General features: G+C 71.9%; 21 protein-coding genes and 1 pseudogene. 7 read left to right on the forward strand and 15 right to left on the reverse strand.

All coding sequences use genetic code 11. The features are described 5' to 3' along the window. Positions 1–52 precede the first annotated feature (52 nt). Both CG736_RS07975 and CG736_RS07980 read right to left on the reverse strand, forming a co-directional pair. Entirely contained in the window at positions 53–3,781 is a 3,729-nt protein-coding gene (locus CG736_RS07975; RefSeq protein ID WP_198520395.1) for a DUF4132 domain-containing protein, read from the reverse strand. Between the two features lie 115 nt (positions 3,782–3,896). Next, positions 3,897–4,571, reverse strand: a complete 675-nt coding sequence (locus CG736_RS07980) for a response regulator transcription factor (protein WP_100585448.1) — start codon at positions 4,569–4,571, stop codon at positions 3,897–3,899. 515 nt (positions 4,572–5,086) lie between these two features. On the opposite strand from CG736_RS07980, the gene CG736_RS07985 reads away from it, so the two are divergent. Beyond that, entirely contained in the window at positions 5,087–6,970 is a 1,884-nt protein-coding gene (locus CG736_RS07985; RefSeq protein ID WP_232733887.1) for an amino acid transporter, read from the forward strand. A 96-nt stretch (positions 6,971–7,066) separates the two neighbouring features. Here the strand turns inward: CG736_RS07985 and CG736_RS07990 are convergent, their stop codons facing one another. The 9 genes from CG736_RS07990 to ligD form a co-directional block, all read right to left on the reverse strand. Continuing rightward, positions 7,067–7,978 carry a DUF4232 domain-containing protein gene (locus CG736_RS07990; RefSeq protein ID WP_100585450.1) on the reverse strand — a complete coding sequence of 304 codons (912 nt, stop codon included), beginning with the start codon at positions 7,976–7,978 and terminating at the stop codon, positions 7,067–7,069. A gap of 192 nt (positions 7,979–8,170) precedes the next feature. Further along, the gene (locus tag CG736_RS07995; RefSeq protein WP_100585451.1) at positions 8,171–8,812 is read right to left on the reverse strand and encodes a class I SAM-dependent methyltransferase; all 642 of its coding nucleotides are present in this window, start codon (positions 8,810–8,812) and stop codon (positions 8,171–8,173) included. Positions 8,813–8,904: 92 nt separating this feature from the next. Continuing rightward, positions 8,905–9,429, reverse strand: coding sequence for a GNAT family N-acetyltransferase (locus CG736_RS08000; protein ID WP_232733866.1), 525 nt, complete (start codon positions 9,427–9,429; stop codon positions 8,905–8,907). Between the two features lie 29 nt (positions 9,430–9,458). Next, the gene (locus tag CG736_RS08005) at positions 9,459–10,646 is read right to left on the reverse strand and encodes a DUF5685 family protein (RefSeq protein WP_100585452.1); all 1,188 of its coding nucleotides are present in this window, start codon (positions 10,644–10,646) and stop codon (positions 9,459–9,461) included. A 166-nt stretch (positions 10,647–10,812) separates the two neighbouring features. After that, the gene (locus CG736_RS08010; RefSeq protein ID WP_100585453.1) at positions 10,813–11,580 is read right to left on the reverse strand and encodes an HAD family hydrolase; all 768 of its coding nucleotides are present in this window, start codon (positions 11,578–11,580) and stop codon (positions 10,813–10,815) included. Between the two features lie 268 nt (positions 11,581–11,848). After that, positions 11,849–12,235: a DUF6188 family protein gene (locus CG736_RS08015; protein ID WP_100585454.1), complete on the reverse strand. Its 387-nt coding sequence runs from the start codon at positions 12,233–12,235 to the stop codon at positions 11,849–11,851. Positions 12,236–12,278: 43 nt separating this feature from the next. Continuing rightward, complete coding sequence (locus CG736_RS08020) at positions 12,279–13,391, reverse strand: NUDIX hydrolase (RefSeq protein WP_100585455.1); 1,113 nt, start codon at positions 13,389–13,391, stop codon at positions 12,279–12,281. A gap of 218 nt (positions 13,392–13,609) precedes the next feature. Continuing rightward, positions 13,610–13,798, reverse strand: a complete 189-nt coding sequence (locus CG736_RS08025; protein WP_043907943.1) for a DUF1508 domain-containing protein — start codon at positions 13,796–13,798, stop codon at positions 13,610–13,612. A 133-nt stretch (positions 13,799–13,931) separates the two neighbouring features. After that, positions 13,932–14,864 (reverse strand): non-homologous end-joining DNA ligase, encoded by a 933-nt coding sequence (gene ligD / locus CG736_RS08030; protein WP_100585456.1) that lies wholly within the window; start codon positions 14,862–14,864, stop codon positions 13,932–13,934. 260 nt (positions 14,865–15,124) lie between these two features. On the opposite strand from ligD, the gene CG736_RS08035 reads away from it, so the two are divergent. Both CG736_RS08035 and CG736_RS08040 read left to right on the forward strand, forming a co-directional pair. Then, a complete protein-coding gene (locus tag CG736_RS08035; protein WP_100585457.1) occupies positions 15,125–15,808 on the forward strand; it encodes a GNAT family N-acetyltransferase in 684 nt (227 codons plus the stop codon). 509 nt (positions 15,809–16,317) lie between these two features. Continuing rightward, entirely contained in the window at positions 16,318–16,797 is a 480-nt protein-coding gene (locus tag CG736_RS08040; RefSeq protein WP_100585458.1) for an SMI1/KNR4 family protein, read from the forward strand. A 222-nt stretch (positions 16,798–17,019) separates the two neighbouring features. Here CG736_RS08040 and CG736_RS08045 read toward each other — a convergent pair whose 3' ends face one another. Then, on the reverse strand, positions 17,020–17,568 hold the full coding sequence (locus tag CG736_RS08045) for an SMI1/KNR4 family protein (RefSeq protein WP_232733867.1): 549 nt from the start codon (positions 17,566–17,568) through the stop codon (positions 17,020–17,022). Between the two features lie 65 nt (positions 17,569–17,633). Next, positions 17,634–17,827: pseudogene (locus tag CG736_RS08050) on the reverse strand (ATP-binding protein); the annotation flags it as partial. Positions 17,828–18,241: 414 nt separating this feature from the next. Here CG736_RS08050 and CG736_RS08055 point away from each other — a divergent pair. From CG736_RS08055 to CG736_RS08070, 3 genes are all read left to right on the forward strand, one after another. After that, on the forward strand, positions 18,242–18,853 hold the full coding sequence (locus CG736_RS08055; RefSeq protein WP_100585459.1) for a DUF6461 domain-containing protein: 612 nt from the start codon (positions 18,242–18,244) through the stop codon (positions 18,851–18,853). After that, a complete protein-coding gene (locus CG736_RS08060) occupies positions 18,850–19,404 on the forward strand; it encodes a hypothetical protein (protein WP_157815470.1) in 555 nt (184 codons plus the stop codon). Before CG736_RS08055 ends, CG736_RS08060 begins: the two co-directional genes overlap by 4 nt. Before the next feature lie 481 nt (positions 19,405–19,885). Beyond that, positions 19,886–20,191 carry a hypothetical protein gene (locus CG736_RS08070; RefSeq protein ID WP_100585462.1) on the forward strand — a complete coding sequence of 102 codons (306 nt, stop codon included), beginning with the start codon at positions 19,886–19,888 and terminating at the stop codon, positions 20,189–20,191. 12 nt (positions 20,192–20,203) lie between these two features. Here the strand turns inward: CG736_RS08070 and CG736_RS08075 are convergent, their stop codons facing one another. Then, on the reverse strand, positions 20,204–20,455 hold the full coding sequence (locus CG736_RS08075) for a transposase (RefSeq protein ID WP_100585463.1): 252 nt from the start codon (positions 20,453–20,455) through the stop codon (positions 20,204–20,206). Positions 20,456–20,737: 282 nt separating this feature from the next. Continuing rightward, a complete protein-coding gene (locus CG736_RS08080; RefSeq protein ID WP_100585464.1) occupies positions 20,738–21,247 on the reverse strand; it encodes a hypothetical protein in 510 nt (169 codons plus the stop codon). A 402-nt stretch (positions 21,248–21,649) separates the two neighbouring features. Here CG736_RS08080 and CG736_RS08085 point away from each other — a divergent pair, with 402 nt between their 5' ends. Further along, positions 21,650–22,198 (forward strand): histidine phosphatase family protein, encoded by a 549-nt coding sequence (locus CG736_RS08085; RefSeq protein ID WP_100585465.1) that lies wholly within the window; start codon positions 21,650–21,652, stop codon positions 22,196–22,198. The last annotated feature ends 111 nt before the right edge of the window (positions 22,199–22,309 follow it).

The raw sequence follows: 22,309 nt of genomic DNA on the forward strand, positions 1-22,309 counted from the left end.
GACCCGCCCGACCGCCGGACCGGGAGGCTCGTCGCGGTCCCCGGCGGGGTTCTCAGTCGGCCGTCAGTTCCTCCAGGTCGGCGAGGAGTTCGGAGGCGGTGACGGCGTCCAGGTCCGCGAACCGCTCGCGGTACTCGCGGCTCGCCCAGTAGTCGCGCGCCCGGGTGTCCACGAACACCACGCGGAAGGTCTGCTCGGCGAACTCGGCCACCGCGCCCACGTAGATGCCCGGGTCGAGGTCGAGCACCAGGTGCCGGCCGTCCGGCAGCGGCTTGTGGAACCAGCGCTCCACCCCCGCGTCCTCGGGCGTGCCGCGCTGCCAGCCGCGCTTGGTCAGGCCCAGCAGCCGGCCCACCGGAACCTTCGCCCCCTCGAAGCGGTGCAGCCGGTGCCCGGCCGCCTCCTCCGCCGTCAACGCGACCACCGGACGGGCCAGCTGACGGAACGGCTGGCGGAGCTCGTGGCGGGTGAACAGCTCGGTCCAGGCGGCCAGGTCGGCACCGAGGTGCAGCGGGTGGGCGAGCCGGACCACGGCGTCCTCGGGCAGCGTGGACGCCGCGTCGTGGACGTCGGTGAAGGTGCGGTCCTCGGTGACGCGGAAAGCGGTTTCCGCAGTCGTCCAGACGAGCCGTCGGACCAGGTGCCGGAGCAGCGGGTGGTCGACCAGCAGGGTGCGGAACTCGGCCGCCGTCCAGGTCCGCCCGGCGAGCATCGCGGCCTCCAGGCGGTTCAGCTGGTCGGCCGCCAGCGTCCGGACGTCCTTCTTCAGCGCGGCGAAGCGCTTGCGCTCGACCGGCGCGAGCTGCGGGTCGTCGGCGGCGCCGGGCGCGGGCAGATCCGTGCGGCGCTTGCCGGCCGCGTCCAGCACGAACGGACGCAGCTGCTCGTCGAACCCGACCGTGAAGGTCCGCGCCCCGTAGTCGACGACCGTCGTGCCGTCGGCGTCCAGCCCCAGGTCCGGCACCAGCCGGTCGCCGAGCTGATCGGCCGTCAGGCCGAGCGCCTCGGCGATCTCGGCGACCTTCTCCTGCGCCCGCGACTTCAGCGCCTTGAACTTCACCCGCTGCGCGACGCCGTGCAACTGCAGCAGCGCGACGTCGCTGCCGATCGCCGCCAGCACGTCCAGGCCCTCCACCGCCCGGTGGTGCGCACCTGCGCCCGGCCACTCGCGCAGCACCGGTGCCAGCCGGCGCGCCGTCCCGTCGTCGCCCCACTCGCCCAGCACGTACAGCGCCCAACTGTCCGCCGCCGGCATCCCCGCCTGCCGCCACTCCTCGAACAGCGTCCAGGCGAACGCGGCCGCCGACTCCGGCCGGAGCAGCTCCGCCACCAGCGGCAGCCCCGGATACGGGTCGCGCAGCTTCGACAGCGTCATCATGGTCACCACCTGGCGCACCGCCGACCGCGGCAGCGCCTCGCCCGAGCGCAGCACCAGCTGCGGCAGCGCACCGAGCAGCAGCCAGTCCGGGAACTCCGGCATCCGTGCGGGCAGCGCGTTGACCAGCGGGTCCGCGCTCAGCGCCTCCGCGACCACGGCCGCCACCGCCTCGCCGTAACGCTCCTGCACCGCCGCGAGCAGCGCGTCCGCGCCCTGCTCCGCCGCGACCAGCCGCAGCGCGCTCTCCGCGGCCGACCGCGCCCGGCCCGCCCTGCCGACCGCGTTCGGCACCACCAGCAGCGCACCCGCCAGGCCGTGCCGGACGAACCACGAACGGGCCGTCGCCCGGTGCGACTTGAGCCGGACCAGGGCATCCGCCATCACCGCCGCCACGGTGGCGTCACGGAACGGCAGCAGCAGCGGCACCACGTGGCCCGGCTGGGCTGCCGCCCCGTCGCGCAGCAGCGGCAGCGCGGCCAGACCGAACCTGGCCACCACCGGGCGCAGCGACTCCGCCGCGTTCCAGTACTCGCCGGGCCGCCAGCCCGCCAGATACTGGCCCACGATCTCCTCGGGGCCGTGCGCCAGCAGCTCCGCGCCGTACCAGAGGCCGCCGGCCTCCGTCAGACGGCTCCTCGCCTCGGCGGCCCAGTCGAAGCCCGGACCGAAGGACGACCACGGGGCCGACCTGCCCTCCTGCCACTGCTCCGACTCGCCGTCCTTCCACAGCAGTTGGGCGATGTCGTCGGCGGTGATCCCGGCCAGCACCTTCGGCTTGCGGACGGGGCGCGGACGGGACCACGGCGGCGAGGTCAGCAGCTCCGGCAGCGTGCCCGCCCCGGCCTCCGGCAGCTGCTGCTGCGTGACGTCCAGCGCGGCGACGAACTCGGCGGTGTCGGCGTCGAGTCGGGCGAGGACGGCGGGCAACTGCGGCCGGAGCGCGCCGACCTGACTGACCAGCAGCTGCCGTGCGCTCGCCGCCTCCGGGCCGGTGTGCTGCCGGACGAACTCCGCCAACAGCCGTACCGCACGCACCGGGTAGCGGCGCATCGCGTGCAGCAGACCGGGCCGGACGTGCCGGACGGCGATCCGGTCGAGCAGCAGCCGGAACGCCTCGTCGCCGGGGAACTCGGCGATCTGGAGCGCGAGTTGACGGACCTTGTCGTGGTCGTACTGGGTGTCCAGGGCGCGCTCGAACAGCGGCACGCACGCGGCGCCCACCGCATCGGCCAGCGTGGGCAGTTGGCTCGGCGGCCAGTCCATCCAGGAGCGGAGCGGGTGCTGCGCGATCCACGCGACCTGCTCCGCCGTGCCGATCGAGTGCACCAGCTGGGCGTACGAAACCTCGCTGACCTTCCCGAACGTCGGCAGCTCGGCCAGGCACTCGTCCACCCAGCCCGGCGCCTCCGGGGCCAGGAAGGCGGTCGCCGCCCGGCGATCCCGCCGGGTCCGGATCGCCGTCAACTCGGCCAGCACGGAACGGTATTCGGGCTCGTCGGCGAGCGCCAGCGCCTGCCGCACCCCCTGCGCCAGCACGAATCCGAACTCCGCTCCGCGCAGCTCCCGGCGGCCCGACCCCTCCGAGATCAGCCCGATCCGGTGGTGGTTCGGCCGGGCGCAACCCGAGTCGAACTCGAAGGACGCCACCGCGGCGCGGGCCGCGAAACCCAGCCCGAACCGGGCGATCCAGGAGTCCAGGACCTGCTGGATCCCGCCCTTCTGCCAGGTCTCGCGCAGCATCGCCGCGACCGCCGCCGCCCCGATCGGGTCCGGCATCCCGCGCAGGTACGCGCGGGCGGCCCGCACCAGGTACCGCTCGGAGTTGGGGTCGTCGAGCACCCGCTCGATCCAGGTCTCGTTCTTGGCGATCCGCAGCGACTCCAACTCCCCGGCCGCCGCCGCGTCCACCAGCGGCCGGGCCGGCCCCGCGGGCACCCCGCCGCCGCGGCGCGGCACCACCAGCGGGTACCAGGACTCCGGCAGCACGAAGGCGTCCTCGTCCGGCAGTTCGGCGAACTCGGCGTCCTGGACAGTGTCTTCGGGCGCGTCCTCGGGCGCGTCTTCGGGCGTGCGTTCGGGTGCGTCCTCGCGGGTGCCTTCGAAGGGCTGCGCGGGCTCTTCACCAGCCGGTGAGCCCAGACCGGCTTGTGGGCCTGCTGCCGTGGCAGTGACCGGGGCTGCCGTCGGAGCGGCGGCAACTCCCGTCTCCCGGTAGCCCTTTCGCTCCTTCTCGGCGATCTGCTTCGCCAGGTGCGCCTCGGCGGCGGCCGGGTCCGCGAGCTCCTTGACCTGGACGCGTCCCGCGGTGCCGATCCGGCCGTAGCGGACCTGCACGGACGCGCCGTCGGCCCCCGCCTCCCAGAACTTCGCCGAACCGTCCCCGACCAGTTCCCAGCGCCGCACTGTTCCTCCAGACAACCGATGGCTTCCGGGCGGCCGCCACGGTCGGCCGGCCACCCGGGGGAACCCTAACGAGCGGCCCCGACACCACCGGCCCCCGAACGGGACCGTCCCGCGATCAGGCGCCGCGCTCGGCGGAGTGCGCGCTCAGCGTCTGGGTGGCGATCACCGCGGCCTGCACCCGGCGCTCGACGCCGAGCTTGGCCAGCAGCCGGGAGATGTGGTTCTTGACGGTCTTCTCGGCGAGGAACACCCGCTCGCCGATCTGCCGGTTGGTCAGGCCCTCGCCGATCAGGGCGAGGATCTCCCGCTCCCGCTCGGTCAGGTTGGGGAAGTCGGGGGCGGGCGCGGGGGCCTCGCCGCGAAGGCGGGCCATCAGCCGGGTCGCCGCGCCCGGGTCGAGCATGGACTGACCGGAGGCGACGGTGCGGATCGCGGTGACCAGGTCGGTGCCGCTGATCTGCTTGAGCACGTAGCCGGCCGCGCCCGCCATGATCGAGTCGAGCAGCGCCTCCTCGTCGTCGAACGAGGTGAGCATCAGGCAGGCGAGTTGCGGCATCCGTGAACGCAACTCCCGGCACACCGAGACGCCGTCGCCGTCGGGCAGCCGCATGTCGAGCACCGCGACGTCCGGGCGCAGCGCCGGCACCCGGGCCAGCGCCTGTTCGACGGTGCCGGCCTCGCCGACCACGTCCAGGTCGGGCTCGGAGTCCAGCAGGTCGTGCACCCCGCGGCGGACCACCTCGTGGTCGTCCAGCAGGAACACCCTGATCGGTGCCGAACCCTCGGACATGGCAGCAACTCTCCTCGCGCAAATCGCGGACGTCCGGACCGGCGCCCGGACGCAGACACCCTGCAGTCTGCCAAACGCTACCCGCAGGCCGACAGGGCCCTCCGCCTCCGACCGTCCCCGGACCGGGGCCGGTCGGCCCTTGACAGCCACTATCCGGACGTGCTCGAACGACTGCGGCTTCGTCCGGCAGGCCGACGGGAGGAGCCGTCGGGCCCGCACCGCTTCGTGCCCGACCGGCCGGGCAAACAGCAGCCCAACGCCGCCCCAACGGGACGTCAAGCCGCCGGGACCGCTGCCGACCTGCGCAGATGGGGGACGTTACGATCCAGCCTGCCCTGGACGGTGGCGGAGGTGACCTACATTGACGTGGGAGTCCGCCCGGTGGGCCGGAGCATCCGGCGGCCCGGGGCTCCCGACCTCGCGACAGGAGCAACACAGTGGTCGATTCCGCCTCCGCGGACGCCGGCTCGGCGCGACAGCGCCTGCGGGCCTGGCTGCTGGAGGGCCTGTCGGACATGGCCAAGCAGCACCCCGGCCCGCACGCCCAGGCCACCGACCAGCAGCACGGGCAGCGCTGGTGGCGGGTGATGTGCCTGACCGGCCTGGACTACTTCTCCACCCTCGGCTACCAGCCCGGCATCGCGGCGCTCGCCGCCGGTCTGCTCTCCCCGATCGCCACCATCGTGCTGGTCGCCGTCACCCTGCTCGGCGCACTGCCCGTCTACCGGCGGGTCGCCCAGGAGAGCCCGCACGGCGAAGGCTCCATCGCGATGCTGGAACGGCTGCTGTCGTTCTGGAAGGGCAAGCTGTTCGTCCTGGCGCTGCTCGGCTTCGCCGCCACCGACTTCCTGATCACCATCACGCTGTCCGCCGCCGACGCCACCGCACACCTGGTGGAGAACCCGCACCTGACCAAGGCGCTCAGCGGCCACCAGGTGCTGATCACGCTCCTGCTGGTCGCCCTGCTCGGCGCGGTCTTCCTGAAGGGCTTCAGCGAGGCGATCGGCGTCGCGGTCGTCCTGGTCGCGGTCTACCTGACGTTGAACGTGGTGGTGGTCGCGGTCGGCCTGTGGCACGTCGTCACCGCACCGTCGGTGATCACCGACTGGGCGCACGCGCTCAGCATGGAGCACGGCAACCCGATCGCGATGATCGGCGTCGCCCTGGTGGTCTTCCCCAAGCTCGCGCTCGGCCTGTCCGGCTTCGAGACCGGCGTCGCCGTGATGCCGCACATCGAGGGCGACCCCGACGACACCGAGGACCGGCCCACCGGACGCATCCGCGGCGCCCGCAAGCTGCTCACCACCGCCGCCGTGATCATGAGCTGCTTCCTGATCACCACCAGCTTCATCACCACGCTGCTGATCCCCGCCGACGACTTCAAGGCCGGCGGCCCCGCGAACGGCCGCGCCCTCGCCTACCTGGCCCACCACTACCTGGGCAACGCCTTCGGCTCGGTCTACGACCTGTCCACCATCGCCATCCTGTGGTTCGCCGGCGCGTCCGCGATGGCGGGCCTGCTCAACCTGATGCCCCGCTACCTGCCGCGCTACGGCATGGCCCCGCACTGGGCCCGCGCGGTGCGCCCGATGGTGCTGGTGCTCACCGCGATCGCCTTCCTGGTCACCTGGCTGTTCGACGCCAACGTCGACAAGCAGGGCGGCGCGTACGCCACCGGCGTGCTGGTGCTGATCACCTCCGCGGCGATCGCCGTCACCATCGCCGCCCGGGCCGCCCGACAGCACCGGTGGACCATCGGCTTCGCGATCATCGCCGCGGTGTTCGTCTACACCACCATCATCAACATCGCCGAACGCCCCGACGGCGTGAAGATCGGCGCCTGCTTCATCGCCGGCATCGTGCTGGTCTCGCTCGCCTCCCGGCTCGCCCGCGCCTTCGAACTGCGGGTCACCGACGTGCAGTTGGACGAGGTCGCGGAACGCTTCGTGCGGGACACCGCGCACCGCACGATCCGCTTCATCGCCACCAAGCCCGCCACCCGCGACCTCGCCGAGTACCGCGACAAGGTGCACCAGATCCGCGCCGACAACGACATCCCGGTCGAGGACGACCTGGTGTTCGTCGAGGTCACGGTGCTCGACCCGTCCGACTTCGAGGCCGAACTGAAGGTCCGCGGCGAGGTGCTGCACGACCGCTACCGGGTGCTGACGCTCGAACACTCCAGCGTGCCGAACGCGCTCGCCGCGATACTGCTGCACGTCCGCGACACCACCGGCCAGCTCCCGCACATCTACTTCGAGTGGACCGAGGGCAGCCCGTTCGCCCAGTTCCTGCGGTTCTTCCTGTTCGGCCAGGGCGAGGTCGCCCCCGTCACCCGCGAGGTGCTGCGCGAGGCCGAACCCGACCGGGCGCGGCGGCCGCGGGTGCACGTCGGCTAGCACCTGTTCGGGCGTCCGTTCAGGGGCAATCGAAGTGGGAAAACGCTTTCCGAGTGTGCCTCGGAAAGCGTTTTCCGTTTCCGTGCGGGGAGCCGCTCAGGACTGCGGGACGTCCTCCCGGGTCCACGCACCCACGCCGAGGCGGCCGGTGGTGCCGAGGTCCAGCTCCGGGGTCACCGTCACCGGCGCCGCGTCGGGCGTCGCCCGCACCCGCAGGTACGGGGCGTTCACCGGGTCCGAGGCGACGTTGTCGTTGGTGTTGCGCCACACCACCGCGGACCGCGCCCCCTCGCCGGTCTTCAGCACGATCCGCTGCGGCGGCGTGTCCGCCCCGGTGCCCGTGGCGATCGCCGCGCCGCCCTTCAACACCTGCAGCGGGTCCACCGCCCGGTGCTTCTCGTCCAGCGCCTGCACCTGCGGGTAGCCGTCCACCGTCACCGGCGACGTCCCGCAGTTCACCAGGTGCAGGCCCACCACCCGCAGCCCCATCGCCGCGTCGCCCTGGTCCGCGTACAGCCGCACCCCGGACGCCGGGCAGGGCCCGCCCTTCGACGGCGCCTCGGCCGTCGGCACGCTGCGCACCCGGGAGATCTTCACGCTCGGGACGATCGGCGGCCGGGACCCGTCCGCGCGCTTCGGGGCGCCCACCTCGATCCGGCCGCGGACGGTCGCGCCGGGCGGCACCGCCGTCACGGTGCCGGTCGGGCTGGTGTCCAGCCGCTGGTCGACACCCGTCCACCCGAACAGCACCGAGAAGTCCGCGGCCTCGCTCCCCGCGTTGGTCACCTCGAACTCGGCGCAGGCGTCGTTCACCGAGACGATCCGCACCTCGTCCCGGACCCACCCCTCCAACGGCCGCTCCAACGGTACCCCGCACGGCCCCGCACTCGCCGACGGCCCGGCCGCCCCGCCGCCGGCGGTCGTCACCGACCCGCACCCCGCGAGCAGCGCGGCGGCGACGGTGAGAGCGGTGACGGTGACGGCGGGGCGCACGGCGGAAGCAGACATCCGACGAGTCGATCACGTCGCGGGCCGGCCGGTCCGTGACCCGGCTCACAGTGCGGGCAACAGCCCTGCAACGGTCGTCGGTTCACGACCGCCGGCTCTCGCAAGCGGTTCGCGGTCGTCGGTTCAAGGCTGTCGGTTCACGGTCGGCGGCTCACGATCGTCGGCTCGTGAAAGCGGCTCACGGTCGGCGGCTCACGGCCGACGGGCGAAGAGCAGCGCCCCCGGCACCTCCGCGTCGGGGTCGGTCAGCAGGTGGGCCTCCACCGTGAACCCGGCGTCGCGCAGCCATGCCGCCACCCGGTCGGGCCGGCGGCGGTGGACGTGGACCCTCATCGGGTGGCCGCCGTAGCCCTGCGTCTTCAGCCGGGACCCGGTGCCGACGTGGAAGCCCACCAGCAGCGGCCCGCCGGGACGCAGCACCCGCCGGAACCGGTCGAAGACCGCGGGCACTGCGTCGTCGGGCAGGTGGATCAGCGACCAGAACGCGAGCAGCCCGGCGACCGACCCGTCGGCAAGGTCGAGGTCCGTCATCGATCCCACCTCGAACCGCAGGTCGGGACGGTCGCGGCGAGCCACGTCGATCATCGCGGGCGACAGATCGATGCCGAACGCGTCGAGGCCCAGCCCGTGCAGGTGAGCGGTGACGTGTCCGGGACCGCAGCCCACGTCCGCCACCGGCCCGCCCCCGCCGGCGTGCACCAGTTCGGCGAACAGGGCCAGCGCCGCCCGGAGGTACGGCGCCCCGGCCAGCACCCCGCGCATGCGGTCGGCGTAGTCGGCCGCGACGGTGTCGTAGGAGTCCCGGATATCCGTCAGCCAGTCGTCCGTGGTCATGCCCCCACCGTAGCCCAGGGCTCAACTCCGGTTCCCCGCCGCCGGATTGCAGTCGTTCGGCGGCGGGGCGCCACAGCGGGCATCGAGGCAGGTCACATCGGCAGCGAGTGCAGCCGGACCGGGCCCTCGGGCCAACCGGCCTCGGGTGTCAGCGACTTCCACATCGCGCCGATCGGGACGGCGGCCGGGCCGTCGGGCTGATCGGCCGTCACGGGGGTGGGCAGGGGCAGCCAGCCGAGGTGGGCGTAGAGCGGCGCGCGGTCCGGCAGGCAGAACAGCAGGGCCCGGTCGAGGCCGCCGGCGCGGGCGGCGTCCAGCGCGCCGGTGACGGCGAGCCGGGCCAGGCCGTGGCCGCGCATGGCCGCATCGACGATGACGCCGCCGATGCCCGCGACGTCGAAGCGCTGCCCGCCGACCTCCACCGGTGCCACCACGAACCCGGCGTGCGCGACCACCCGACCCTCGTGCCACACCCCGAAGTGCCGGTCCTTGGGACGCCACGTCACGTTCAGCGACCCGGTCTCGAACGGGTCGGCCGCACCGCCGCCCAGCGCCTGGACCTCCGGCCAGCCCCAGTCGGTGAGTTCGGCCGTCGTGAACTCCGGTGTGTCATCCATGATGTGCTCCATTCGTTTCCGGTCGCGGGCTACGAGCAGTCGCATCCGCCGCAGTCGCACCCACTGCAACAGCCGTCGTCGCAGGAGCAGCACTGGCAGCACTCCGGGTCGCAGCCGTTGCAGCAGTCACAACAGTCGCAGCAGGAGTCGCAGTTGCGCTGACAGAACCCCTTCTGGCGCTCCCGGGAGAACGGATTGTCGTGCTCGCAGCACAGCAGCTGGCACGTGCAGGCCATCGTCAACCAGACCGCGCAGCCCACGATCGGGTCCCGGCGCGGCTTCTGCGGGCCGGACGGCGGCAGGTCCGGATCGGCGGGCGCGTCGGGGTCCGTCCCGGGCGGCGCGGTGCTCGCGCAGACGTGCCCGGCGCGGCCGAAGACCCGGTCCACCGCCTCGCCGGTCTCGTGCGCCAGCAGACGGTGCACCAGCGCCCGGTCGGTGAACTCGACCTCCGCCAGGGCGAGTTTGATGCCGTGCACGGCGTCCCGGCAGAGCCGCCGCGCCTCCTCCTGCGAGGTGCCCGACACGGACAGCGGATTCCACAGGCCCTGCGCCTCGTCCTGCTGTCGGTCCTCGGCCGCGTCCAGCAGGTGCGCCAACCGCCCGAACAGGCGGCCGGCCTCGGCGAGCGCCGCGGCGTTGCCCGGACGGCCCGCCAGCACCGCCGTGTGGGCGAACGCCGCTGCCGTCGCCTCCTCGGTCGGCGCGGTCGCCAGCAGCAGCGGACCGCCCGCCGTCACCAGCCGCTCGGCTTCCTCCTGGCGTCCGGCCGCCGCCAGCAGCACCCCGGTGTCGAACCCGACCGCTGCCGCGCTGCCCGTGCTCTGCCGCTCCCACCGCCGGGTTATTCGCCGCGCCCCCGCCGCGACCGGCCGGCGCGCGAACACCCCGTCCCCGTCCAGCACGTGGTCGCGGACCTTCACCGAGGCCAGCGCCAGCGAGACCGCCGCCGCCAGCCGCGCCCCCTCGCCGCGCGCCACCGGCGCCGTCCGCATCCCGCGCAGCGGGCACGGGCCCGCGGTGCGGCGGTCGGCGGCGCGCGGCGACTGCGCCTCCACCAGAACCGAGATCACCAGGCCGTCGTAGTTGGTCGCCGTCCGCGCCAACTGCCCGTGATCGTCCCGCAGCGCCAGGCACAACCCGCACAGGTGCGCCAGCCACGAAGCGTGCAGCCGCTCCGACAGTCGGTGCCGACACGGCCTGATGATCCCGAACAATGCCCCCGCCCCCCTCTACGGTCGGCCATCCCGACCGGCCGCCATCCTAGTGACGCGTTCCCACCTGCTGAGGTTCCGGCCCCGAGCCGGGCACAGTGCGGGCCGGGCACGGTGCGGGCCGGTCACGGTGCGGGGCGATGACGGCGCGGGTCGGTGACGGCGAGCGTCAGGCAGCCGGCGTCGCGGCCAGCCGCAGGATCTCCGCGGCGACGTCCTCCGGGTGCGCGGCGACGGTCGCCGCGGCGAGGCCGTCGAGGGCGGGGTGGGCGCCGACCCGGACGGCGTGGCGGGCGTGCTGGAGCAGCGTGCGGTCGTTGATGTCGTTGCCGAAGGCGTTGTAGTGGTCGATGCCCAGGGAGACGAGGGCCTCCCGCTTGTCGGTGGTGCCGGGCGCGAAGTCGACGATCGCCTCGTCGACGTGGTGGTTGACGGACATGCCGAGGGCGCGGCAGGACTCGGCGAGGGCGTGCAGGTCGGTCGCGGAGACCGCCAGGAGCTTCACCACGGCCGGGAGTTCGGCGACCTCGACGCGGCGGGCCACCCGGCTCTGGTCGATCCGGTCGAGGATCGGGTGCTCGGCGGGGCCGGTGTACGCGTAGTCCCACGGGCCGTCGGCGAGGTAGCCGGCCTTGAACCGTTCGAGCTCGGCCAGCAGCTCGGCGAGTCTCCTGGTCGAGAACGCGGCGCGCATCCGGACCCGCCCGCCGACCGAGACCAGACTCCCGTTGCCGCCGATCAGCGTCGCGGACGGGAACGCGCCCTCCAGCACGGGGAGCAGGTCGCGGATCGGTCGGGCGGAGGCGAAGACCAGCTCGTGGCCGGCCCGCTCGCAGGCGTCGAGGGCGGCGAGGATGCGGGGGTCGATCGACCTGCCGTCGAAGCAGAGGGTGCCGTCGATGTCGAAGACCGTGGTACGGGCGGGCGAAATGATCATCGTTGGAGCGTAACGAGTCCGACGTCCGACCCGACCTCCGCCCCCGTGACCTGCCGCGCAGCCGGGCAGCAGCGCGCCTGCTCAGGCAGCGGGCCCGTTCATGCAGCTTGCCCGTTCATGCGCCAGGCCTGTTCACGCGCCGGGCCCGTTCACGCGCCGGGCCCGTTCATGCGCCGGGCCTGTTCATGCGCCGGGCCTGTTCACGCGCCGGGCCTGTTCATGCGCCGTGCCTGTTCACACGCCGGGCCTGTTCATGCGCCGGGCCCGTTCACCTGCCGGGCCCGCCGTCCGGTCCGCCGGTGAAGAGGACGCCGGCGGGGGAGGCGAGCTGCCACGGGTGGACGGGGCCGTCGGGGGCCGGATCGGGGGCGACGGCGAGCGTGTGCCCGGTGTCGAAGACGAGGTGCAGGCCCCCGGCGGGGGTGACGGTTGCCCGGGTGACCGTGGCGTCCGCCAGTGTGCCGAGCGCGCCGGACGGGGTGACGCCGAGCGCGGGGTAGAAGTGGTCGACCTTCGCGCCGCGCAGCAGCCGGAAGTCGTTGCGCACCGTCAGCAGCAGCCCGCCGTCCAGGCGCAGCACCAGCCGGTCGCCGCCGCCCAGCGACCGCACCGCGCACCCGTCCAGACCCAGGCCCGGCTCCGTCGATCGTTCCATCCGTACCTCCCTGTCGCTGATCCTTCCCGGGTCGGGGGCCCGGCTACCCGTGCGACCCGCCCGGGCGGGTGACCGAGGCGACCGACGGCGAACCGGACTCGGGCACGCCGTCCAGCAGTTCGGCCGGACCGGCGTCGGCCGGCAGGTCGCGGACGGCCAGGCACGCGGCCATCCGCCGCCCGGCGGGCCCGTGCAGCAGGCGCCGCGCCTCCTCGGGAGTGAACAGTCCCCACTCGGCGAGCTCGTCCTCCTGGAGGCGGATCGTCGACAGCAGCTCGGACGTCACCGTCCCACCGTCGAACACCAGGACGGTGCGCGGGAGTTGGTCGTCGAGGCCGGGCACCCAGTCGATCGCCAGCAACCGGCCCGGCTCGCGCCGCCAGCCCAGTTCCTCCAGGGTCTCCCGCCGGGCGGCCTCCCGGGGCAGCTCGCGGTCCGCCTCGATCGAGCCGCCGGGCAGCACCCACGCGGACTCGCCGTTCCACGGCGTCAACCGCACCAGCAGCACCCGGCCGCGCTCGTCGGTGAACAGCATCCGCGCCTTCCCCCGGATCCGCGGCCGGCTCGCGTAGTACGTCTCGCGGTCCATCGGCGGCGGCGGCGCGGGCCGGTCGCCGCCGGGCGGCAGCAGCGCCGCGATCCCGGCGGGGCCGGTGTACGGGGGCGCGGGCCAGGGCCGCAGGTGCCGGGCGGTGTGACCGGCCGGCAGGCCGTCCGCGAGCTCCAGCGGCGCGGCCGAACGCGGCGCCAGCGCGCACGAGCCGACCCGCCGGGAGAGCAGCGGCGGCAGCGCCGACAGCAGCTGGTCGGGCGTCAGGTACACCAGCGCGTCCAACTCCTCGGCCTCCAGCCGGATCGCCGCCCGCTGCGCCTCGGTGAGCGGGTCGGCCCAGTACAGGAACGCCGCGATGGGCGGCCGGTGGTGGTCCCGGGACCAGTCCAGGCAGGCGAGTTCGCGCAGCACCGGGGTGATGCCGAGCTCCTCCTGGATCTCCCGGACGGCGGTGTACCGGGGCGACGGATCGGACGCGTCCCAGCCGCCGCCCGGCACCTCGATCGGGTGCTTCGTCCGGTACGACACCCGGGCCACCATCACCCGCCCCTGCTCGTCCGGGAACAGCACCCCCGCCGCCGCCAGCAGTTCACGCCCCGCCATCGCCAACCCCCTCGCCCGGTCCGCTTCGCCGTTCCCAGCATGCCGCAGCACCGGGCGCGCGAACCGTCATGGCGACGAGCCCGTGACAACCCTCCGGGTCGGTCACAGGCTCGTCACTCCGGGCCCGCGCGGGGGCCCGGTGTGCTGCCGCGCGTATCGGGCGGCAGCGGTCCGGGTCGGGCGCTCGCGCCGCGCGGGCACGGGGAGCGCCGTCCGGGTCAGGCGTTCGCGCCGGTCTCCTGGAGCTGCGCGTACGGCGCGAGCTTCCGGATCGACTCGATGCTCTTCAGGCACTGCTCGCGGGACTCCTCCGGGTCTCCGGTCACCACGATCGCGCCGTTGGCCGCCTTCAGGCGGAAGCGGTGGTTGCCCATGTCGTCCACGTACAACTCGAACTTGCCAGCCATGCCAGTGCGTACCTCTCGCTCGGGAAGCCCCCCGCTACCGCACCGTACGGACTGCCCGGGAGCGTCGCGCGTCGGATCGGCCATCGGATGCAGCTCGGGGCGGGACGACGGTAGGGGCCTCAGGTCGGGGGCCTCAGGCCGGGGGCTCGCGGACCACCTCGGCCGCCGGGCGGTCGGTGCGGACGCCCTGATAGCGGGGCGCCCGGAGGCGGCCGTCGCGGGTCCACTCGGTGAAGCCGACCTGCACCACCAGCTCCGGCCGCACCCAGTGCGAGGTGCGCCGCGGAACGTCCTCGGCGGGGTCGAACGGGCTGACGGGGGAGGCGAGTTGGAGCATGGCGCGGTGCAGGGCGTGCAGCGTGCGGGTGCCGAATCCGGTGCCGACCTTGCCCGCGTAGCGCAGCCGGCCGTGCTCGTGATAGCCGATCAGCAGAGCGCCGAACGCCTCCCGACTGCCCGCCGGATCGGTCCAGCCGCCGACCACGAACTCCTGCCCCCGCTCGCACTTGAGCTTCAGCCAGTCGCCGGACCGGGCCGCCAGGTACCGCCCGGCGGCGCGCTTGGCGATCAGTCCCTCCCAGCCGTGCGCGCACGCCTCGGCGAGCGGGACGGGGACGCCCGGCTCGGCGACGGTGAACTCGGACAGCCGCAGCGGTGCGTCGAACTCCACCGCCTCGGCGAGGAGTTGCTTGCGGTCGAGGAGCGGAAGGCCGGTGGTGTCGTGCCCCTGCAGGGCCAGCAGGTCGAACAGCACGTAGTCGACGGCGACGCCGCTGGCGAGCGCCCGGACCGGATCGTGCAGCCCCATCCGCTGCTGGAGCCGGGCGAAACTGGTCCGGCCGCCCTCGAAGGCGACGATCTCGCCGTCCACCGCGAACCTGGGCACCGGCTGCGCGGCGAGGGCCGCCACCAGCTCCGGGTAAGCGCTTTCCAGTTGCTGCCCGGTCCGCGACCGCAGAGTCACCCGGTCCCCGTCCCGCACCGCCAGCGCCCGAATCCCGTCCCACTTCCGCTCCAGCACCCACCCCTCGTCGAACACCCGCCGGCTGCTCGACACCGCCAACATCACTCCACCACCACTCACCCCGCCACCCGTTCCACCCACCGCCCCACCCGAACCCGCCCGGCGGCCCTGTCCGCTCTGCCGGCGCACCGTCAGCTGTCGCCGTTCGCGGCCAGTGAATACGCAGAGTGGTGACCGAGAAGAGGACGTTTCTCTGACCCGCTGCCAGCTGTGCCGGTTTCGGACCGACCGGAACACGGAGTGCGGCGGCGGGGGACGGTCGTTCGCCCGTCCACCGGGTGCGGTCATGTTCTAATCGCCGGATGACGAGGATCGAGCCAGAGCTGATACGACGTTGGCTGAACGGCTGGACCGTAGCCCGCTCGCTGCCTGAGGCCGAGCCGGTCGAGTCCGCTGGGGACGGTCTGCGGTCCACGTGCGACCAACCCGGCCGTGAGGTCGAGGTGTTCGCGCTGCGTGCGGATGAGGACCCCGAGTCCTTGGCACGGCTGGCGGCATCCGTCGCCGCCGCGCAGCAGACCACCTGGCTCACGGTGCCTACGCTGCGCCCAGGCGCCGTCGAAGCCGTCGTCGGCGCTGCCGGGCTGGAGTTGCTCCACCGGTCCGAGTGGTTCATGACGACCGATCTGACCGAGCACCCGCAGCACGCACCCGCCGCGCCCTACGAGAGCGAGGTCCGTACGGAGGGAGCAGTCACGGTCGTCTCCCTCCACGGCCCCTCCGGAGAGATCGCAGCGCGCGGCACCATCGCCGTGATCGGCCCCGATGCGATCGCCGATCGCATCGAGACGGACCCGGCGCACCGCCGACGCGGCCTGGGCCGCGCCATGATGAGCGCACTGGCGGCGGCCGCCGTGGCCCGCGGCGCCCGTACCGGCCTTCTCATCGCCAGCGCGGAGGGCCAGCGCCTCTACTCCTCCCTGGGCTGGCACCACGAAGCCGACGTCCTGATCGCCCGGCGGCCGGTGGTTCCCGCCAACAGGTAGGACTCGCTCACGCAGCCTGTCCGCAACTACGCACGGCGTAGTCGTACAAATTGGCCTTTAATCACGCCCCCTGCCTGAGATCACCCACAGGAAGGCGAAGCGGCGCTGTCGTACGGGCCGGGCGGTCTGTGGAGGGTAGCGGTGTCGTAATGCCGCCGAAGCGTGGCACGTTGTCCCCGCGATGCGCCCTTCTTCTGCCAGCTCGCGCGGTGCACGGGTTCGCGGTGATCGAGGAGAGACGGCTCGCTTCCGGCACTGACTGCCCGTCACGCTCATCGTTGGCACAACCAGCGGGACGAGTCATAGTGCGGAGAAGGTCCAGGCCGTGCCCTCCCCGCGCCTGCGGGGGTCAGCCGCTGGTCGCCACTTGGTGTTCGGGTGCCGGCCGGGCCTCTTCAGGGTGTTGAGGAGCAATGGTGAGCAGGGCAGCAGACGGGGCGTCGAAGGGTGGGGCAGGGTCAGCCTTATGCTGCGCGCGTGCATCAGGTAGCGGAGCAAGGGGGCGACTCATGACCGACTTGTCATCGATCGCGGCTTTCCTGGGAGAGCCGGCTCCCGTGGATGACGTCGATGCCTACGAGGAGTTGGAGGGGAAGTGGGGACTGCGGCTGCCTGAGGACTTCAAGGACCTGACCCTCGCCTATGGGGACCAGTCGATCGCCGGTTACCTCACGATCTTCGGCCCGGAGCTCTACCGTGACGGTCACCCGGAGAGCATGCGTGAGTCCCTGGAGCAGTCTCGGCACATTCCCCGTCTCATCCTTCCCAGCGCCGGAGGCATGCTGCACTGGGGCCATACTCCGTACTCCGACCAGTTGTTCCTCGTGCCTCGGCCGGACGGCAGGTGGACGGTCTCCGTGTGGGTTCTCACTCATGCCGAGTGGATCGATTACGAGCTGACCTGCGTCGAGTGGCTGAGGGGCGCCCTGGCCGAGGAGGTCGCTGCTGAGTGGCTGCCGGCCTGGGAGGGCAACTTCGATCTCGAGTAGCTGTGCGAGCAGGGGCCAGCCGCCCTATTGCACCTGGACCATCGGCGCTCGCTCTCCCCGCGCGAGTGGGGGCAGTCAGCGGCGCGGGACCGTTGCCCCGGTGGCTTCGTTCACGTGAAGTAGCGGCGATTGGGCAGTAGTTGGCGATCTTGAGTGCTGCAGATGTTCACCAGAAATGACGTCACCCGACGGCGGACACAACGGTCTGCGCTTCGGCGATGATCAGGACTGGTTGATGATCCGCCCGCCGAGCTGTTCGAGGAACTCCTGCAAGCTTGCTGCGGCGACGTCGAAGTCGTCGAACCAGGAAGCCGTGGCGGACTTCCAGATCTGCCCGCTGTCGCCGATCGCGAACAGGCGGCCGCCGCCGTCGCTGGCGAAGACCAGTGCGATCCACTCGCCGTCGATCGGTGCGGGGCCGTAATCGCGGAAGTGTTCCGCCACCGTCGCGGGTGAGTGGATGAAGTACCCGCTGTCGACATCGGGCAGGGAAGCTTCGCTGATCACCCAGTAGAGCGTGGTCAGGTCGGAGAGGAACGGTGTCAGGTCCACGAGCGCGCTCGTCGCTCGGTGGCTGTCGTCGGTCGCGAGTGCCACGACGTTGTCTCCGGGCGGGAAGCCGTGCGTCGGGAGAAACGACTGCATCAGCTTCGTCAGCGCCGCATCGGCCCGCTCCCGCCAGGATCGGACCCACTCTGCGTCAAGCCGCTCAGCTGGCACCTTTCCCCTCAAATGCATGTCCGGCTCGCCGGCGCGAGTCCGGAAGAACATAGCGGAAGGCGGCGACGGCCCTCCGCCCGGAGGACAGAGAGCCGTCGAGTAGGCGCCTGTGGCGGTCAGCCGGCCTCGGCGCGCGCTTCGGTTCGTACCCGGGTCGAGGCGAGGCGGTAGGAGCCGGTGCCGGTCTCGATGATGGTGCCGTTGAAGGTGAGCCGTCGACGATGGCCGCGCAGAGGCGGGGGTCGGTGAAGGTCTTGGTCCGGCCGCCGAAGGATTCGTCGGAGGCGATGGCGATGCTGTTCACCTCCTCCCCACGCGAGCGGGGGCAGCCGGTGACTATCGGAGCCGTGTGCTCCCCGCTGGAGTCCGCCCCAGTGCGAGCGGGATTCTGGCGTACTGGGGGCGTTGGTGCGGATCTGGTCGACGACCAGGACCGTCCACGGCAACGTCGCACCACCGTGGCACGATGCACCGGCATGCCGCTCCTCGATATCTGAACCCCTATCACCAGCCAGGCCTGGCAATGAAACTGCAAAGCCTCCATAGCGCTGCAGGTCGCGAAGTGTCCTCCCCGCGCGAGCGGGGGGCAGCCGGTGCCGCAGAACACGCTTGCCGCCCGACGCTGCATGATCTCCCCACCCCATGCTCGGACATTGGCCAGATTCGCTCACGTGCTTCCCAGGTCAGTACTTCGACTGCCGGGAATGCCTGGTATGTATGCGCGATGGACATTCAGGACGACCGGTTCGACTGGATCGATGAAGAGGAAGGCTTCTACCCGGTCCTCACACTCGTCGAGGGTACTGCCGAAGACGAGGTGATCCGGCGGTTCGGCGGCGACCCCGGGACCGCGCGCCTTCTGGTGGCTGACGAGATCTACGATCTGCAGCCGAGCCGTCCAGGCCACCGCGGCCACGTGGGCGTCGGAACCGTGGGCAGGGTGGTCTTCGCCCTGGAGGTCGTGGGCTCGACCGGAGCGGTGCCCGGTGTTCTGCGCGACCTGTCTCGCGGGGGTAGATGCTTCGGGATCCTCCTCGGCATCAACGGCGACGACCGCGTGCACTACGCGGTCGACGGCGACCTCGTCGTCCACGAGGAACCCCACGGACCTGTCACGCCGCTGCGAGAAGGCGACGCCCGTTGGAATCCCGCCTGGTGCACTGGCCTGATCGACGTCGAAGACCCAACCGAGTTCTGGGGGCCGAAGCTGTTCCTCCTCGCCGAACGGGTGATGGGCGTGACCATCGAACGGTCGTGGTTCAGCCAGCCACTGAGAACCGCGGAGATCCCCTACTCCGCGATCTTCATGAACACGCCCGCCTGGGACATCCCGTGAACGCCAAGCTCTACTCCTTTTCCTCAACAGCCCAGCCGTCGGAGACCGGACGATCGGTGCGGGAGTGGGAGAAGATCGCAGACTCGTACGACTGGACCGGGATCCGTTGCTCCTGTGCCGTCGGCGCCCGGCACGTTCCGGCCGACTTCGCCCGCCTGCTTGCTGCGCAGACGGCCGAGGAGGCAACGGGCAGGGGTCTATTGGGCGATGTCGCCATCCACGGGCTGCTGTCCGAGGCCGCGGTTCCGGTCGCGAGGATGGCGCTGGCCGCCTTTCGGGACGAGGAGCTGTCGGTGCGGGCGCTGAGGACCCTGACCATGCTGATCATCAACTTCACCGATGGTGAAGCGGATCAGGAAGCGATTGCGAACGGTCGGGAGGACGTCGGGGAAGAGTGCCGCGAAGTGCTTCGCGAAGGGATCCCGTTGTTCTACGCGGGGCTCGCCGAGTCCGTGGACACGTTCGTGCCGCAATACCTCGCCCAGGCGCTGCGGGACTTGGGCGAGGACCCCGAGAAGGTTCAGGCGGCGTTCAACGCCGGCCCGAGGTAGCGCGAACAGGAGCGGCCCGTCGGAGGTCCCGGCGGGCCGCTCGACGACTTCTGGCGAGTCTGCTGCCCGCGCCGGCGGGGAGATCCCGCCACGGAACACCGGTGCAGATCTTGTGTAGCACCCCGTCCACCAGCTGCCAGTAGTCCGCCACCGACGCCCAGGTGGGCGAGCCGCTCACCGGCCATACCGACTGGGTGCGGACGGTGGCGGTGTTACCGCGTCCGACGGCACCCCCCGCCTCGCCACCGCCGGCCACGACGGGGCAGTGCGGATCTGGGACCTGCGCACCAGGACCGCACACACTCCTCCTGGCAGACCAGGTTCACGCTCTGACGGAACACCGCGGACTTCGCGCCGCAGGAACCGCTTCGGGCTACCTCGCGATCGACATCTCGTCCGTACCTACCTAACACAGCGTGATCGCCAGGACAGTGCCTAGCTGGGCAGTGTCCGGTGGATCACTGCGTGAGGTAATTGGCGTATGAGCTACTTCATGTACGACGTCATGGGCGGGACGGTCGATGAGCCTGATCCGGAGGCGATGAGGCGGGTGCTGGATGACCTGACGAACGCCGACGACGAGCATCCCGACGTGTCGCTGTCGCATGAGAGCGGGTGGTGCCTCAGTGCTTTCCGCAGCGGTCTGCTGATCTGGGAGAACACGGAGGACGGCTCGGTGGCTCCCGTGGAAATGCGCGAGGTGACCCGCGAGGAGATTCTCCGACTCTTCCGGCTGCTGGCGGCGGGTGACATCGCATCGGTTGACGCGCTTGCCCGGCAGCGGTGACCGGCCGTCTCGTCAGGCCCGCGCCCACACCAGGAAAGTCGCTGCGACGTGAAGTGCCGCAAGGTAGTGGCCGGCGAGCTTGTTCGTCCGCATCGCAATCCCGCACCACGGCTTGAGGCGGTTGATGCACCGCTCGACGGTGTTGCGGTGCCTATACGCCTGCCGATCGAAACCGAGTGGACGTCCGCCTCGCGAGCCGCGCCGCTTGCGATTGGCGATCTGGTCGGCGGGCTCCGGGACGGCCCGCCGCGTGCGCACCCTCATGGCACTCGGATCCTCCCTGCGCGAGCGTGGGGTCGGCCGTACGACACCCCGCCCGAGCCGGCTGAGCTCACGTCCTCCCCGCGGGTAGCTCGCCACCGCACCGGCATCGGCTCGACGGGCTGTCACTGATCGTCCTTCAGGTCCGAGGGGTGCCGACGTCACTCCGTCGCAGTTGATCGCTTTCGCGGACACGGGCCCGGCCGCCACGAGATCGCGGAACCGGGCCCGTGTCGTCGCGGCCAAAGGCCTGACAGTTGGGGGGAGGCCCTGTCGAACACCCTGTCAGGCTTTGTGCTGCCACATGGGGCTGTAGGTCTGGTTGTAGTGCTCGATGGCTTTGCGGACGTCGGGGCTGGCATGGGTCTCGGCCTGTTGGACGACTCGTTCCAGAAGAGACCACGTTTCGCAGCGGACAGCCAGGCTGCCCAGGTTCGGGTAGTCGTCGTCCTCGGCTGCTGTGAGGTGGTCCAGAAAGAGCGGTTCCAGCAGTGGTATGCGCTGGTCGCTCGGGATGCGGGCGATGATCTCGCGGGCGGGTCCGGCCCAGCGGTCGGATTTGACGGCCCAGCGGAACAGGTCGGGCAGCAGCGGGATGACGTCGTGGTGGAATGCCTGGAGGTAGTTGAAAGCGGTGCTCTGCTGCCAGGTCCCTGCTTCCGGAGCGAGGGCAGCTCGAAGCGCGGCCTGCCTGTCGCTGGCCTGCTGGTAGAAGTCGGCCTGTCGGCGGTGCAATTGGCGATTGGCTTCGACGAACGAGTCCCACAGTTCCTGGTCGGGCGGCATGGTGCTCACAGGTCCTCCAGTTGTCGAGGTGTGCCTTGGTCGGGCAGGCATCCGGGATCGATGCGGTCGGCGAGGTAGATCATGACGCTTTCAGGGTTCGTCCTCTCTGTGCGAGCGGGGGTCAGCCGCGCAGGCAGGCCAGCGTGCGCAGGTCCTCGGGGTCTTCCCCGCGCGAGCGGGGTCAGCCGGCGGCGAGCCGGACCGGGCGGAGGCTGACCGGCGGCGCCCATGAAGGTGCGTATCGCAGACGGGGAAGTTGCCGGCAGGAGCTGACCTGATCGGCCGTCGGTGGTGGGTGTGAGCCGACTTGGTGGCCGGAGCGGCTTATCCCGAGCCGGGTAGTGTTCGGACACAAAGGATCAAGCGGTTCCGCCGGGCTGCGCCGCGGTCCGCGGACGTGGAGAGGTCAGTGTGATCGTGGGTGCCGGCCGGAGGCTCGTTCTGATCCGTCATGCGCAGGCCGAACGGGAGACGGCGGTCGACAAGGAGCGGCGTCTCGACGCGCGGGGGCGAGAGGAGGCGTCCCGGGCCGGACGATGGCTCGCGGGCTCCGGCGTCACGCCCGATCTCGTGCGGGTGTCCGGTGCCCGCCGGACCACGGAGACGTGGGAGCGCGTGGGCACCGCGTTGCCGCGGCTTCCCGTGGCGGTCCACGAGCCGGGGCTCTACGACCTCAGCGTGGAGATCCATCGGGGGGAAGCGGGGATCGGCGAGTTGGTCGCGATGGTGCGGGGGAGTTCGGACGACGTGGGCGACTTGGTCGTCGTCGGACACAATCCGAGTCTGCCCGGGCTGGTCCGGCTCCTCGTCGGAACGGCTGGCGGCGACCTCTCGCGGCTGGTGGAGGAGTCCGGGTTCCCGACCGCCTCCATAGCCGTCCTCGAGTTCGACGGTTCCTGGCAGGGCATCGGGCCCGGTACCGCGAGGATCACTGCGTTCTGGACGCCGTCGCAGGGCTGAGACGGTGCGTCTCGGGACATCGACGCGTCCGTGGCTGCGTGAATCCGCTTGTCCGGCCCGGGACCATGTCGACGGCTGGTCCCGATGGTGTCCCGCCGTAACGGTTCGGGC

This window comes from Kitasatospora sp. CB02891 (genome assembly GCF_002803145.1).
In the GTDB taxonomy this organism is placed as follows: Bacteria; Actinomycetota; Actinomycetes; order Streptomycetales; family Streptomycetaceae; genus Kitasatospora; species Kitasatospora griseola.